Origin of the sequence: Franconibacter helveticus LMG 23732 (assembly GCF_000463115.2) — a bacterium.
GTDB lineage: Bacteria > Pseudomonadota > Gammaproteobacteria > Enterobacterales > Enterobacteriaceae > Franconibacter > Franconibacter helveticus.
In genome coordinates, this window is sequence record NZ_AWFX01000006.1 from 21581 (window position 1) to 35829 (window position 14249).

A 14249-nucleotide genomic window follows, 5' to 3' on the forward strand; every position below is an offset into this window, starting at 1 on the left:
TTTTATCATTCGAACAGGTTGTGATGCAGCTTCTGGACGACTTGTTCCGCTTCAGCGCCCGGCACCAGGAAACAGAGGTTATGGCTGGAGGCGCCGTAGCAAATCATGCGAATGTTGAACGGCTCCAGCACGCCAAACACCTCTTTGCCCACGCCGCAGGCTTTGGAGAGGTTGTTGCCTATCAGCGCCACCAGCGCCAGGTTCTCTTCCACTTCCACACGGCAGAGCGAAGAAAGCTCCGTCAGCAACGCCTGCGTCAGCAGCGTATCGCCGGTTGAGGTGGAGCCGGTGGTATCCAGCGTCAGCGCCACGCTCACTTCCGACGTGGTAATGAGATCAACGGAAATATTGTGGCGCGCCAGGATGCTGAACACCTCGGCGAGAAAACCGCGTGAGTGCAGCATGTTCAGGCTGTGCAGCGTCAGCAGCGTTTGCTTGCGGCGCAGCGCCAGCGCGCGGAACAGCGGCGGGTTGGCGGTTTCGTTACACACTAGCGTGCCGCCCGCTTTCGGATCTTTGCTGGAGCCGACAAATACCGGAATATCGCTGCGCACGGCGGGCAGCAGCGTGGCCGGGTGCAACACTTTCGCGCCGAAGGTCGCCATCTCGGCCGCTTCTTCAAAGGCGATTTCATCAATGCGCTTCGCCGCAGGCACTACGCGCGGGTCGGTGGTGTAAATGCCCGGCACGTCGGTCCAGATATCGACGCGGCTCGCCTGTAGCGCTTCGCCAAGCAGCGCCGCGGTGTAGTCGCTGCCGCCGCGGCCAAGGGTGGTGGTGCGCCCTTTCGCTTCGCTGCCGATAAAGCCCTGGGTGATGATAAGCCCTTCAGCCAGACGCGGTTTAAGCTGTAAAGCCGCAAGCTCTGACAGCGCCGCCACGTCCGGCTCGGCGCGGCCGAAGCGGTCGCTGGTGCGCATCACTTTACGCACGTCGAACCACTGCGCTTCTGTGTTGCGCTCGCGCAGGATCTCAACAAACAGCAGCGTGGACATCAGCTCGCCGTGGCTGACCAGTTCGTCGGTTAAGGCATGGGAGGTGGCGAGCGACGCGGCCTCAGAAAGCGTGGCGATGTTTTCCAGCAGGCGGTCAATCTCTTCGCGGATAACCGTCGCGTTTTGCAGGCGATCGACAATGTCGTACTGAATTTTGCGGATGGCGTCGAGCTTTACGAAGCGCTCGGTCGCTTCCAGCCCTTCGGCCAGCGCCACCAACAGGTTGGTAACGCCTGCGGAAGCGGAAAGCACCACCAGGCGCACGGCGGCGTCGGAAAGCACCACGTCGGCGCTGCGGTTCATGGCGTCGAAATCGGCCACGCTGGTGCCGCCAAATTTAGCGACCACTAAAGAATCTGTCATAACAACCTCGTGTCAGGGGGCCATAGCGTATGGCGTATAAAGTATTCAGCCCTGGAACAAGGAGAGAGCGGTAAGGGGGCGGACGCAGGCGGGAAAACCACAACCACATACACCCAGAAGCGCTCCACCTTGCGAAACGTTCGACTGCGGACGTTTCGGGTGACAACCCAGAGGATTCAGCCCCTGTAGCCGATAGCGAACGTTGCCAGACGCCACGCTACCTCGGCGTCGCTCCCCCTCTCGTGCCGTCTGCGGATGGGCTCCTCAGACACGGTACCTGGGCGACGCGCCTCTTCTGGCGATACTCTGCGCCTTTCGTCCTGCCGCGGCGTTGGCTTTCCTCGCTCACCCCAGTCACATACTTTTGTATGCTCCCGGGGATTCGCTGCGTCGCCGTCTTGCGGCAAAACGAAATGCTGGAGTATCAGGATACTCTTCGCTTTTTCCTGCCGCGGCGTTGGCTTTCCTCGCTCACCCCAGTCACATACTTTTGTATGCTCCTGGGGATTCGCTGCGTCGCCGTCTTGCGGCAAAACGAAATGCTGGAGTATCAGGTTTGTTCAGTGGGCACAGCGTGACACCGAAACAACCTAAAACTTACCGGCCGATGACACGCATCGCGCCGGGACTTATTCATAAATAAAGGGTTGGCGGGGTTATTGTCAACGATACGGTCATGGGGATTTTTCATGTTGCGCCGCCTGCCAGGAAAATAACTTATAACGGCTATACTTTCGTCTTAGCCGGCACGGCGGCGCCTGGCCGCGTCATGATAAAAATCATCACAATTCCAGCCACAAGCGCTACAATCGACCGCAGTTTCAATTCTCAAATCACAAGAGTATTGCTATGAAAAACATCAATCCGAAGCAGACCTCCGCATGGCAGGCGTTAGAGCAGCACTATGCCGAGATGAAAGATGTAAAAATCGCCGATCTGTTCGCGAAAGACGCCGACCGCTTCAGCAAATTCTCCGCCACTTTCAACGACCTGATGCTGGTCGATTACTCCAAAAACCGCATTACCGAAGAGACCCTGAGCAAGCTGCAAGCGCTGGCGAAAGAGACCGATCTGGCGGGCGCCATCAAGTCGATGTTCTCCGGTGAAAAGATTAACCGCACCGAAGACCGCGCCGTACTGCACGTCGCGCTGCGCAACCGTAGCAATACCCCGATCCTGGTTGACGGCAAAGACGTTATGCCGGAAGTGAACGCGGTGCTGGAGAAGATGAAAACCTTCTCTGAGGCTATCATCTCCGGGCAGTGGAAAGGCTATACCGGCAAGCCGATTACCGACGTGGTGAACATTGGCATCGGCGGCTCCGACTTAGGCCCGTTCATGGTGACCGAAGCGCTGCGCCCGTATAAAAATCATCTCAACATGCACTTTGTTTCTAACGTAGACGGCACCCATATCGCCGAAGTGCTGAAGAAAGTGAACCCGGAATCTACCCTGTTCCTCGTGGCGTCTAAAACGTTCACCACCCAGGAAACCATGACCAACGCCCACAGCGCGCGCGACTGGTTCCTGAAAACCGCAGGCGACCAGCAGCACGTAGCGAAACACTTCGCCGCGCTCTCCACTAACGCCAAAGCGGTTGGCGATTTCGGCATCGACACCGCTAACATGTTCGAGTTCTGGGACTGGGTCGGCGGGCGCTACTCGCTCTGGTCTGCTATCGGCCTTTCTATCATTCTCTCCGTGGGCTTCGACAACTTTGTTGAACTGCTCAGCGGCGCGCATGAGATGGACAAACACTTCTCCACCGCCGCGCCTGAACAAAACCTGCCGGTGCTGCTGGCGCTTATCGGCATCTGGTACAACAACTTCTTTGGCGCCGAAACCGAAGCCATTCTGCCGTATGACCAGTACATGCACCGCTTTGCCGCTTACTTCCAGCAGGGCAACATGGAATCCAACGGCAAGTTTGTCGACCGCAACGGCAATCCGGTGGATTACCAGACCGGCCCTATCATCTGGGGCGAACCGGGCACCAACGGCCAGCACGCTTTCTACCAGTTGATCCACCAGGGCACCAAGCTGGTGCCGTGCGATTTCATCGCGCCGGCTATCACCCATAACCCGCTTTCCGATCACCACCAGAAGCTGCTCTCTAACTTCTTCGCGCAGACCGAAGCGTTAGCGTTTGGTAAATCCCGCGACGTTGTGGAGCAGGAATTCCGCGACCAGGGTAAAGACCCGGCGCAGCTTGAGCACGTGGTGCCGTTTAAAGTGTTTGAAGGCAACCGCCCGACTAACTCTATCCTGCTGCGTGAAATCACCCCGTTCAGCCTGGGCGCGCTGATTGCGCTCTACGAGCATAAGATTTTCACCCAGGGCGCGATCCTGAATATCTTTACCTTCGACCAGTGGGGCGTGGAGCTTGGCAAACAGCTTGCCAACCGTATCCTGCCGGAGCTTGGCGACAGCCAGGAAATCAACAGCCACGACAGTTCTACCAACGGCCTGATTAACCGTTATAAAGCGTGGCGCGCGTAATTAACGCGTTATGCGAAATAATGCCGGCCTGAGCGCCGGCATTTTTTTTATCAGATAAATCCCGTTGCGCGCCTTTTGCCGTCGGTGAGCTTTGAGGTTAATCTGAAAAAGTCTTTTCACGCTTTCCGTTTATCCTGGCGATTTAGGAATATCCGGATAAGCCCGTGCCTGGAATATATTTTAAGTCACTGAAAATAATTATTTTTTAATTAAATTTTTGCGTCCAGCGTTTTGATTTTATCTATTTATCCTAAAACCTGCCGCCTATTTCCCGATGCCATAAACCTGCGCGCGTTGTTGTGTATACTCGATGGCGCCTGAAACCCTTTCGGGCACATCTCCATTCATTCAATGAAGGGAAATTGTTATGAAAAAAATCGTTTATGGCATTTTTGCCATAGCAGCGCTGAGCGCGACTGCGGCCAACGCGGAGCCGGTAGCCACCGGTGACGCGGCGGGTGCGGCGGCGACGTCGGTGTCGGTAGGTACGTCTACTGCAACGACAACCAGCACTGTCGGGTCGGTTGTCGGCGTAGCGCTCGCTGCGACCGGTGGCGGCGACGGTTCTAACACCGGGACCACCACCACAACCACCACCAGCACCACGCAGTAACCTTCGGTGCTTTAACCATAACCACACTACGGTGTGGTTATTTTGACCCTGAGGAAATGTCGTGAAGCGACTCGCGATTGTGATGCTCTGCCTGCTTCTCCAGGCCTGTTCCTCCAATATCAAAGGAATGGCAACCTCTTTCTGGCGTGGCGTCACGGGCGCCGATGGCGTCCATCTGACAGACGAAGATATTCAAAATATGCCTTACGCCAGCCAGTACATGACACTAAACAACGGTCCGCAGCTGTTTGTGGTGCTGGCGTTTTCAGAAAACGGCCAACAAAAATGGGTGACCCAGGACCACGCCACGCTGATAACCCAGCACGGGCGGCTGGTGAAAACCGTTAATCTGCGCGACAACCTGATAAGCGTAACGAACATCAGCGACGATCCTTTACTGAAAGCGAACCAGATTATTGACGGTGCAGGCTGGACGCGCGTGATGGGCTGGACGGAGAACGGCCAGACGCGTTATGCCACGGCGCGCTCCACGTTTACCTGGGACGGCACAGACAGCGTGCAGGTGGGGAGCGAATCCACGCCGGTCCGCGTGCTGGACGAAGAGGTCGTCACGCAAGCGGCAAGCTGGCATAACCGCTACTGGGTCGACAGCGAAGGCGTTGTACGCCAGTCGAAACAGTACCTTGGCGCAGGTTATTTCCCGGTTACCACCATCCTGTTGAAGGCAGCAAAAGAATGAAAATAGCAGCCCTCGCCTCACTGATTTTAAGCCTCGGCAGCCTGTCGGCGTTCGCCGCAGGCACCATTACGGTTTATCCCGAACACACACAGCCCCTGAAAGTGACCGGCGCGCAGAAGCTCGCTGACCTCGTTACCCAGCCGCAGCTTGCGCAAAGCTGGTGGCCGGGCGCGGTGATTAGCGAACGTCAGGCCAGCGCCGTCGCGCAGCAGCAGCATCAGGCGCTGCTGGGAAGGCTGGCGGCGCTCGCGGCTGATGAAGACGCGGATGACGCCGCCGCCATCAACAGCGTGCGCCAGCAACTCGCTGCGCTGAAAGTGACAGGCCGCCAGTTTATTAATCTGGATCCGGACAGCGTGCGGGTAAGCCCGAGCAACAATGTGCCGCTGGAAGGCGAATACTCGCTGTGGGTCGGGCCGCAGCCCACCACGGTTACGCTAATGGGTCTGGTAAGTTCCCCTGGCCCGAAACCGTTCACGCCGGGAAAGTCGGTGGCCGATTATCTGGATGAAGTCAGCCGGCTTAGCGGCGGCGAGCGCAGCTACGCCTGGGTGGTCTACCCCGACGGACGCACGCAAAACGTCCCCGTCGCTTACTGGAACAAACGTCACGTGGAGCCGATGCCCGGCAGCATTATCTACCTGGGTTTCGCAGAGCACACTTTTACCTCTTCTTATGACGATCTGAACGAGCAAATACTTCGCTCCCTGACGCAGCGGATACCGGATTGATGAAGAAACGCTATTTTTACAGTTTGCTGGCGCTGTCGGTCTCCTGCGCCTGTCATGCCGAAACGTACCCCGCGCCGGTCGGCCCTTCGCAGTCCGACTTCGGCGGCGTGGGCCTGATGCAAACTCCCACGGCGCGCATGGCGCGGGAAGGGGAGTTGAGTCTCAACTACCGTGATAACGACCAGTACCGCTATTACTCGGCTTCTGTTCAGCTTTTCCCCTGGCTGGAAACCACGCTGCGCTATACGGACGTTCGAACCAGAAACTACAGCAGCGTCGAGTCGTTTTCCGGCAACCAGACCTATAAAGATAAAGCCTTCGATGTGAAGCTGCGGCTGTGGGAAGAGAGCTACTTTCTGCCGCAGGTGGCGGTGGGGGCGCGAGATTTGGGCGGTACGGGGCTGTTCGACGGCGAATACATCGTGGCCAATAAAGCCTGGGGGCCGTTTGATTTCTCGCTCGGCCTGGGCTGGGGCTACCTTGGCACCAGCGGCAACGTTAAAAACCCGTTCTGCGAATATGACGACAAGTTCTGCTACCGCGACCCGAGCTACCAGAAAGCGGGCTCCATCGACGGCAGCGCCATGTTCCATGGCCCGGCGGCAATCTTTGGCGGCGTGGAGTACCAGACGCCGTGGCAGCCGCTGCGCCTGAAGCTTGAGTACGAAGGCAACAACTACAGCGAAGATTTTGCCGGTAAAATCGACCAGAAGAGCAAATTTAACGTCGGCGCGATTTATCGCGTCGCCGACTGGGCGGACGTAAACCTGAGCTATGAGCGCGGCAACACGCTGATGTTCGGCTTTACATTACGCACTAACTTCAACGATCTGCGCCCTTCTTACAACGATAATCGCCGCCCGGAATACCAGCCGCAGCCGCAGGAGGAGATCCTTCAGCACAGCGTGGTGGCGAACCAGCTTACCTCGCTCAAATACAACGCCGGGCTGAACAACCCGCAGATCCAGGTGAAAGGCGACACGCTTTATGTCACCGGCGAGCAGTTCAAATACCGCGACTCGCAGGAAGGCATCGAGCGCGCGAACCGCATCATCATGAACGATCTGCCAGAAGGGGTGCGCACCATTCGCGTAACCGAAACGCGCCTGAATATGCCGCAGGTAACCACGGAAACAGACGTCGCGAGCCTGAAACGCCATCTGGAGGGCGAGCCGCTCGGCCATGAAACCGAGCTGGCGCAAAAACGCATGGAGCCTATAGTGCCGCAGAGCACCGAGCAGGGCTGGTACATTGAGAAATCGCGCTTTAACTTCTCGCTCAACCCGGTGCTGAACCAGTCTTTCGGCGGGCCGGAAAGCTTCTACATGTACCAGGTCGGCGTGATGGCGACGGCAGATTTGTGGCTTACCGATCACTTGCTGACGACCGGCAGCCTGTTCGCCAATATCGCCAATAACTACGACAAATTTAACTACACCAACCCGCCGAACGACTCGGCGTTGCCGCGTGTGCGTACCCACGTGCGTGATTACGTAGAAAATAACTATTACGTGAACAACGCGCAGGCGAACTACTTCCAGTACCTGGGCAATAGCTGGTACGGCCAGGTTTATGGCGGTTATCTGGAAACCATGTACGGCGGCGCGGGCGCGGAAGTGCTTTACCGTCCGGTAGACAGCAACTGGGCCTTCGGTCTGGATGCAAACTATGTGAAGCAGCGCGACTGGACCAGTCCGCAGAACATGATGAAGTTTACCGACTACAGCGTGAAAACCGGGCATCTGACCGCTTACTGGACGCCGTCATTTGCGCAGGACGTGCTGATTAAAGCGAGCGTCGGCCAGTATCTGGCAGGCGATAAAGGCGGCACGCTGGAGGTTGCTAAGCACTTCGACAGCGGCATTGTGGTGGGCGCTTACGCCACTATCACTAACGTCTCGCCGGATGAATATGGCGAAGGGGACTTCACCAAAGGGGTATACGTTTCGGTGCCGTTCGATCTCTTCTCCGGCGGCGCCACGCGCAGCCGCGCAGCGATTGGCTGGACCCCGCTTACCCGTGACGGCGGCCAGATGCTGGGACGCAAGTTTGATCTCTACAGCATGACCAGCGATAAGAGCGTGAACTTCCGTTAAGGCGACGCAGCCGTTGATCCTGACCCTCTCCCCGCCGGGGAGAGGGGAGAGTCAGCAAGCCGTTTCGCTTTCAGATAACGCTACAAGCGGCGTAAAAGCCGGGCCGGGTTGCCAGCGTAAACCCCTTTTTCGCTAATCGATTTGGTGACTACGCTGCCCGCGCCAATTACCGCGCCGTCGCAGACAGAAACCGCAAGAATGGTCGCGCCGCTGCCGATCGACACCTCATCGCCAATCACGATTTTCCCCCAGCTTTCACGGTCCGGGTTGGGCTTGCCTTCACGAAACATGTCGTTAGCGAACATCACGCCGTGGCCGATAAAACAGCGTTCGCCAATGGTCACCGACTCGCAAATAAACGCGTGCGACTGGACGCGGGTGCCGCGGCCAATACGGGTGTGGCTCTGGATCTCGACAAACGGCCCGATAAATACGCCATCGCCCAGTTCACAACCGTAAAGGTTAGCTGGCTCGTAAATCACCACGTCGCGGCCCACGGTAACGTTTTTCACGCCGACGCTGCGGCGCGTGGGTGTCTCAGGCATTGTCATCAAGCGCTTTCCCCATAATAAACAGCACGCTCTGCTGCGTGGCGCTGCTGAAAAGGGTCTGAGTGAGCATCTTCAGACCGCGAGCCTCGTAAAAGCGGCGCGCGCCCGCATTCGCTTCCAGCACCTCCAGCCAGAGCCAGGTCTCATTTTCGGCCCGCGCTTCGCGAAGGATCGCCTGCCAGAACGCTTCGCCGTAGCCTTTGCCCGTTTCGCCAGGCATCAGATAGAGCTTGTGCAGCAACGCGCCGGTCTGGTTACGCTCCGGCACGGGCCTGCGCCAGGAGAGTTTCGCGAAGCCTGTCGGCTGCGCCGCTTCGGCAATCAGCCAGCGCACACCGGGCGTGTTCAGGCTTTGTTGCAGCGCCGCCACGCTATATTCCGCCTCAAGAAACGCGCTCAGCTCGTTTTCGCTGTTCCACAGATGCGCGAAATGATGACGGTAGGTGCGAAAGCCCATCTCGCTGAGCAGCGCGGCGTCACTGGCAGTGGCGCGGCGAAATAGCAGTTCCATCAGGCCTGCGCACCGAAAATAGACTGAAGCCGCGTCCACTCGCGATGCAGCGCGCTGTGCGGGCTGGTCAGCACTTTCGGGTGCGTAATCCGGCTTTTTGCGCCAGCCATAGAAGCCTGCGCCAGCGCCACGCAGCCTGCGCCTTCATCCAGCGCCTGCTGCGCCCGTTCGGCTATCATTGCAAAGTACGCTTCAAGCTGGCCTGCTTTAAATGCATCCCAGGCCCCGGGAATCAGCTCCACCGCCAGCGGCGCGTTCGGCGCCACGGCGCGAAACAGCGCGGCGGTAGGTTTGATGGTGGTGGGGGCGGCGCACAGCACCACGACAGGCCCGCCCGCGCGTGCCGCTGCCGCTTCCTGCGCCAGCGCCAGGTCAACGCGCACAATGCCCGGATCCTGCGCCAGGTAGTTTGCCGCCGAACCCAGCGTTGAGCAGGTGAGCAACACCACATCAGCATCGGTACGCAGCTCCGCCAGCGCGGCGATGGTCTCTTTTTCAATCTCCGGCGTCATGCCGCCCGCCGCTTCCGCCTGCGCAAGCAGGTGCGGCATAACCTGATGGCTCAACGTTCCTGCCGGAATACCCACTTCCCGCGCCGCGTGTTCAAAAACGTCTACGTTGCTTTGCGCCGTATGCAGACAGGCAATTTTCATCGTTTTCCCTTTTAAAATAATGCGTAACAAAACCATTAACTGTGGTAGAGCGAAACGGCCTGCGCAAAAGATAAACAAAAAATATGGATCTACGTCACATTTTTCCCGTATAACAGCCTCGGGATCGCAGAAAACGAGGTGTTGCCATGATGTTCATCTCTTCGCGTGCACGGGTGGAGCTTATCTCTACCATCCTTCAGACGGTGCTTAACCTGGGGCTGCTAAGCCTCGGGCTGATACTGGTGATTTTTCTTGGCAAGGAGACGCTGCACCTTGCCGATGTGCTTTTCTCGCCCAACGAGCAGGCCAGCAAATATGAGCTGGTGGAAGGGCTGGTGGTCTACTTTCTCTACTTTGAGTTTATTGCCCTGATTGTGAAATATTTCCAGTCCGGCTTTCACTTTCCGCTGCGCTATTTTGTTTACATCGGCATTACCGCCATTGTGCGGCTGATTATCGTCGACCATAAATCGCCAATGGACGTGCTGGTTTACTCCGGCGCCATCCTGCTGCTGGTGCTGGCCTTGTGGCTGTGTAACTCGAAACGCCTGAAGCGGGAATAAAAATGGCGGCCCGCGGGCCGCCAAAAAACATCACAAGTCAGGGATAAGACTGAGGGTTACAGTGGCACAACAATGATGAAACTTTTTAACCTTTCACGCCGCCCGCCGTCAGGCCGCTAACCAGCCAGCGCTGCGCCAGCAGGAAGACCACAGTGATAGGGATAGCGGAAAGCACCGCCGCGGCCGCAAAGTCGCCCCACAGGTAGTTCTGCGGATTGAGGTATTGCTGCATTCCCACCGCCAGCGTGTAGCTGTTCACATCACGCAGCAGCAGCGAGGCGACCGGTACTTCGGTAATGGCTGCGATAAACGACAGAATAAACACGACCGCAAGGATAGGCACCGAAAGCGGCAACAGCACCAGGCGGAAAGCCTGCCACGGCGTCGCGCCATCCAGCGCCGCCGCTTCTTCAAGCGACCCGTCGATGGTTTCGAAATAGCCTTTGATCGTCCAGACGTGCAGCGCAATGCCGCCCAGATAGGCGAAGATCACCCCGCCGTGCGTGTTCAGGCCGATAAACGGAATGTACTGACCGAGCCTGTCGAATAACGCATAGAGCGCCACCAGCGACAGCACCGCAGGGAACATCTGGAATATCAGCATCCCTTTCAGCAACGCCGATTTCCCGGCGAAGCGCATGCGGGCAAAAGCGTAGGCGCAGGTGGTGGAGAGCGCCACGATGCCCACCGCCGTGATGCCTGCGATTTTCACCGAGTTCCACAGCCACAGCAGCACCGGGAAGGGGGGCGGCAGCACGCGGCCATCGGCATGCGTCACGCTAAAGCCGAGCGCCAGTTTCCAGTGTTCCCAGGAAACCTGGTCCGGGATCAGGCTGCCGGTGGCGAAGTTGCCGGGGCGCAGCGAAATGGCGATCACCATCAGCAGCGGAAACATAATGGCGGCGATAAACGCCAGCAGCAGCAGGTGAGTCACCAGCAGGCGCAGCTTCTGGGATTTCGGTTGAACCATAGCCATGTGTCGTCCTCCTTAATCGAACTTAATGCGCGTGGCTTTGAGGTTAACAATCGCGAGCGCGCCCACCAGCAGGAAGATCAGCGTGGCGATGGCGGCAGCGAGGCCGAAGTCCTGACCGCCGCCGCCTTCAAAGGCGATGCGGTAGGTGTAGCTCACCAGCAGGTCGGTGTAGCCTGCGGGGGTGGTGGTGCCGAGACGGTCCGGCCCGCCGTTGGTTAACAGCAGGATCAGCACGAAGTTATTAAAGTTAAAGGCGAAGCTTGCGATCATCAGCGGCGTTAGCGGCTTAATCAGCAGCGGCAGCGTGATTTTAAAGAAGTTCTGGAACGGACCGGCGCCATCCATCGCCGAGGCTTCATAAAGGTCGTCCGGAATAGCCTTCAGCAAGCCCATGCAGAGGATCATCATGTACGGGTAGCCAAGCCAGGTGTTGACGATGATGATCATGGTGCGCGCGGTGGTCGGGTCGGTAAACCAGGCGGGCTTAATGCCGAACAGCGCGCTTAACATCATGTTTATCTCGCCGAAGCTCTGGTTAAACAGCCCCTTGAAGATAAGGATAGAGATAAACGACGGCACGGCGTAGGGGAGTATCAGCAGCAGGCGGTATACCGCTTTGCCTTTCAGCGCTTCCCACTGCACAAGACAGGCCAGCACCATGCCGACCGCAACGGTTAAAAGCACCGTCAGCACCGAGAACACCACCGTCCAGACGAAGATGGCGAAGAAGGGCTGTTGGATGCCTTCATCAGTAAAGACGCGCAAAAAGTTATCCCAGCCGATGGTGACGGTATAGCCAGGGCTGAGTTTTTCATCGCCCCAGTTGCCGTCGGCGTTGATCGCCTGGTAAAAACCGATGTCGTTGTTTGGACGATACTTCACGCCGCTCTGGTTGTTGGTGAGCGTGCCGTCTTCAGCCTGCGTATAAAGCGGCCGGGTGCCGGAGAACTGGCGCAGCGAGCTCATCACCAGTTGGCTGTCGTCTGGCAGCACGGCGGTTATCTGGTTCAGCGACTGGCGGTTCTGGGTAATGACGCGAAGCGTCGCGCGTTCGCCCTGGGGCAGCGCCTGCGCCTCTTTCATTGCAAGCTTCTGCTCGCCGCCAAAACTGAAGGCGTCGGAGAGATAATTTTTGCCGCTTTCGCCGTCGGTTAACGCCAGCTGCCATTTGTCCCCCTGTGGATAGAGGCCGAAATTCAGGCTTTTCCCCGCCTGGTATTTGCGGTCCATCAACACTTCCTGCGCGCGCTCCTGGGTGAGCTGGTTGGTGCTGCTGTAGTTGGTAAACGCGATGGCGATAGTGCAGACCAGCGGGAAGAGGACGAACAGCCCCATGCCGGCAAAGCCGGGATAGACGTAGCGCCAGGCGTAGGCGCGACGGTTTGCAAAGATATAAAGGCCGGCGGAACTCAACACCAGCGTCATAATGGCGAACAGGTACTCCCCCTGGGCGTACATCAATACCACAAGATAAGCCACCAGCAGACCGAGCAGCGCGACAATCGCCCATTTCAGCGCATCGCTTTGCCACCAGTGGGTCTTTTTAACAACATCCATGGGGTTCTTCCTCAACAGCAATGAATACTTGTGTTGCCTGAGCGACGGCATCTGGCCGTCGGGTTAATGCGGGCGGACAACGCGCCGCCCGCCAGGGGCAAGTTACTTAGCGACACGACCCTGCGCGTCTTTCAGCGCCGCGTCGACGGTCTGACGGCCGCTTACCGCGTTAATCACAGCGGTACGAACGGCATACCAGAACGCGGACATCTGCGGCACGTTCGGCATGATTTCGCCGTTTTCGGCGTTTTTCATGGTGGCGGCGATACGCGGATCTTTCTCAAGCTTCGCCTGGAAAGATTTCAGCGCCACGGCGCCGAGCGGCTTGTCTTTGTTGACCTGATCAAGCCCTTCGTCGGTCATCAGGTAGTTTTCCAGGAACTCTTTCGCCAGCTCTTTGTTCGGGCTTGCCGCGTTAATGCCCGCGCTCAGCACGCCGACAAACGGTTTGGACGGCTTGCCTTTGAACGTCGGCAGGACGGCCACGCCATAGTTCACTTTGCTCTTGTCGATATTGGTCCACGCCCACGGGCCATTGATAGTCATCGCGGTTTCGCCTTTGTTAAAGGCCGCTTCGGCGATGGAGTAATCCGTGTCCGCGTTCATGTTTTTGTTTTTGATCATGTCGACCAGGAAGGTCAGGCCCGCTTTGGCGCCCGCGCTGTCCACGCCCACATCTTTCACGTCATATTTGCCGTCGGCATATTTAAAGGCGTAACCGCCATCCGCGGCGATAAGCGGCCAGGTGAAATAGGGTTCCTGAAGGTTGAACATCAGCGCGCTCTTGCCTTTCGCTTTCAGTTCTTTATCCAGCGCCGGGATCTCTTCCCAGGTTTTCGGCGGGTTTGGCACAAGGTCTTTGTTATAGATGAGCGACAAAGACTCCACCGCTACCGGGTAGGCAATGATTTTGCCGTTGTAGCGCACGGCATCCCAGGCGAACGGTACGATTTTGTCCTGGAACGCTTTATCCGGGCTGACTTCCGCAAGCAGGCCAGACTGCGCGTAACCGCCAAAACGGTCATGAGCCCAGAAGATAATGTCCGGGCCGTCGCCCGTGGCGGCCACCTGCGGATATTTCTCTTCCAGCTTATCCGGGTGTTCCACCGTCACCTTGATGCCGGTGTCTTTTTCAAATTTCTTACCGACCTCGGCCAGGCCGTTATAGCCTTTATCGCCGTTGATCCAGATGACCAGTTTGCCTTCTTCAATTTTGGCGAGTGCAGAGGCAGAGAACAGCATCGTCGTTAATGCGGAAAGTGCGAGGATGCGTGCGCCGGTTTTAATTTTCATAACTCCCATCCTTTTTGAGGGTTTGCGCGTGGATACACGTAATGGCTTTACCTGTACCAGTCTGGGCATCTGACAAGCGCTTCTCATCCTCCTTTGTTCTACGCCCCACCCCCTCAGAGTGTGATCGCGATTGCATAAATTCAGGTTA

The 14249-nt window shown here is 57.6% G+C and carries 13 protein-coding genes and 1 riboswitch; of the genes, 6 read left to right on the forward strand and 7 right to left on the reverse strand.

Annotation, left to right across the window (positions count from 1 at the left end):
* Positions 1-5: 5 nt before the first annotated feature.
* Positions 6-1358 (reverse strand): lysine-sensitive aspartokinase 3, encoded by a 1353-nt coding sequence (gene lysC, locus DW56_RS01930; RefSeq protein WP_024561943.1) that lies wholly within the window; start codon positions 1356-1358, stop codon positions 6-8.
* 109 nt (positions 1359-1467) lie between these two features.
* Positions 1468-1661: riboswitch (Lysine riboswitch) on the reverse strand.
* A gap of 546 nt (positions 1662-2207) precedes the next feature.
* On the opposite strand from lysC, the gene pgi reads away from it, so the two are divergent.
* From pgi to DW56_RS01960, 5 genes are all read left to right on the forward strand, one after another.
* A complete protein-coding gene (pgi, locus tag DW56_RS01940; RefSeq protein WP_024553562.1) occupies positions 2208-3857 on the forward strand; it encodes a glucose-6-phosphate isomerase in 1650 nt (549 codons plus the stop codon).
* A 367-nt stretch (positions 3858-4224) separates the two neighbouring features.
* Positions 4225-4470, forward strand: coding sequence for an exopolysaccharide production protein YjbE (gene yjbE, locus DW56_RS01945; protein ID WP_024553563.1), 246 nt, complete (start codon positions 4225-4227; stop codon positions 4468-4470).
* A gap of 61 nt (positions 4471-4531) precedes the next feature.
* Positions 4532-5170 (forward strand): YjbF family lipoprotein, encoded by a 639-nt coding sequence (locus tag DW56_RS01950; RefSeq protein WP_024553564.1) that lies wholly within the window; start codon positions 4532-4534, stop codon positions 5168-5170.
* Entirely contained in the window at positions 5167-5901 is a 735-nt protein-coding gene (locus tag DW56_RS01955) for a capsule biosynthesis GfcC D2 domain-containing protein (protein ID WP_024553565.1), read from the forward strand. The genes DW56_RS01950 and DW56_RS01955 overlap by 4 nt, the downstream gene beginning before the upstream one ends.
* Positions 5901-7997 (forward strand): YjbH domain-containing protein, encoded by a 2097-nt coding sequence (locus DW56_RS01960; protein WP_024553566.1) that lies wholly within the window; start codon positions 5901-5903, stop codon positions 7995-7997. Before DW56_RS01955 ends, DW56_RS01960 begins: the two co-directional genes overlap by 1 nt.
* Before the next feature lie 80 nt (positions 7998-8077).
* Here DW56_RS01960 and DW56_RS01965 read toward each other — a convergent pair whose 3' ends face one another.
* The 3 genes from DW56_RS01965 to DW56_RS01975 are packed head-to-tail and all read right to left on the reverse strand — an operon-like array spanning position 8078 to position 9712.
* Complete coding sequence (locus DW56_RS01965) at positions 8078-8548, reverse strand: acyltransferase (RefSeq protein WP_024553567.1); 471 nt, start codon at positions 8546-8548, stop codon at positions 8078-8080.
* Entirely contained in the window at positions 8535-9059 is a 525-nt protein-coding gene (locus DW56_RS01970) for a GNAT family N-acetyltransferase (RefSeq protein ID WP_024553568.1), read from the reverse strand. Before DW56_RS01970 ends, DW56_RS01965 begins: the two co-directional genes overlap by 14 nt.
* Entirely contained in the window at positions 9059-9712 is a 654-nt protein-coding gene (locus DW56_RS01975) for an aspartate/glutamate racemase family protein (protein ID WP_024553569.1), read from the reverse strand. The genes DW56_RS01970 and DW56_RS01975 overlap by 1 nt, the downstream gene beginning before the upstream one ends.
* A 149-nt stretch (positions 9713-9861) precedes the next feature.
* Here DW56_RS01975 and psiE point away from each other — a divergent pair, with 149 nt between their 5' ends.
* The gene (gene psiE / locus DW56_RS01980; protein ID WP_024553570.1) at positions 9862-10275 is read left to right on the forward strand and encodes a phosphate-starvation-inducible protein PsiE; all 414 of its coding nucleotides are present in this window, start codon (positions 9862-9864) and stop codon (positions 10273-10275) included.
* 85 nt (positions 10276-10360) lie between these two features.
* On the opposite strand, the gene malG is transcribed toward psiE, so the two are convergent.
* The 3 genes from malG to malE all read right to left on the reverse strand — a co-directional run bounded on the left by malG (position 10361) and on the right by malE (position 14101).
* Positions 10361-11251, reverse strand: coding sequence for a maltose ABC transporter permease MalG (malG, locus tag DW56_RS01985; RefSeq protein WP_024553571.1), 891 nt, complete (start codon positions 11249-11251; stop codon positions 10361-10363).
* A 12-nt stretch (positions 11252-11263) separates the two neighbouring features.
* On the reverse strand, positions 11264-12808 hold the full coding sequence (gene malF / locus DW56_RS01990; RefSeq protein ID WP_024553572.1) for a maltose ABC transporter permease MalF: 1545 nt from the start codon (positions 12806-12808) through the stop codon (positions 11264-11266).
* Between the two features lie 102 nt (positions 12809-12910).
* Complete coding sequence (malE, locus tag DW56_RS01995) at positions 12911-14101, reverse strand: maltose/maltodextrin ABC transporter substrate-binding protein MalE (RefSeq protein ID WP_024553573.1); 1191 nt, start codon at positions 14099-14101, stop codon at positions 12911-12913.
* Positions 14102-14249: the final 148 nt, after the last annotated feature.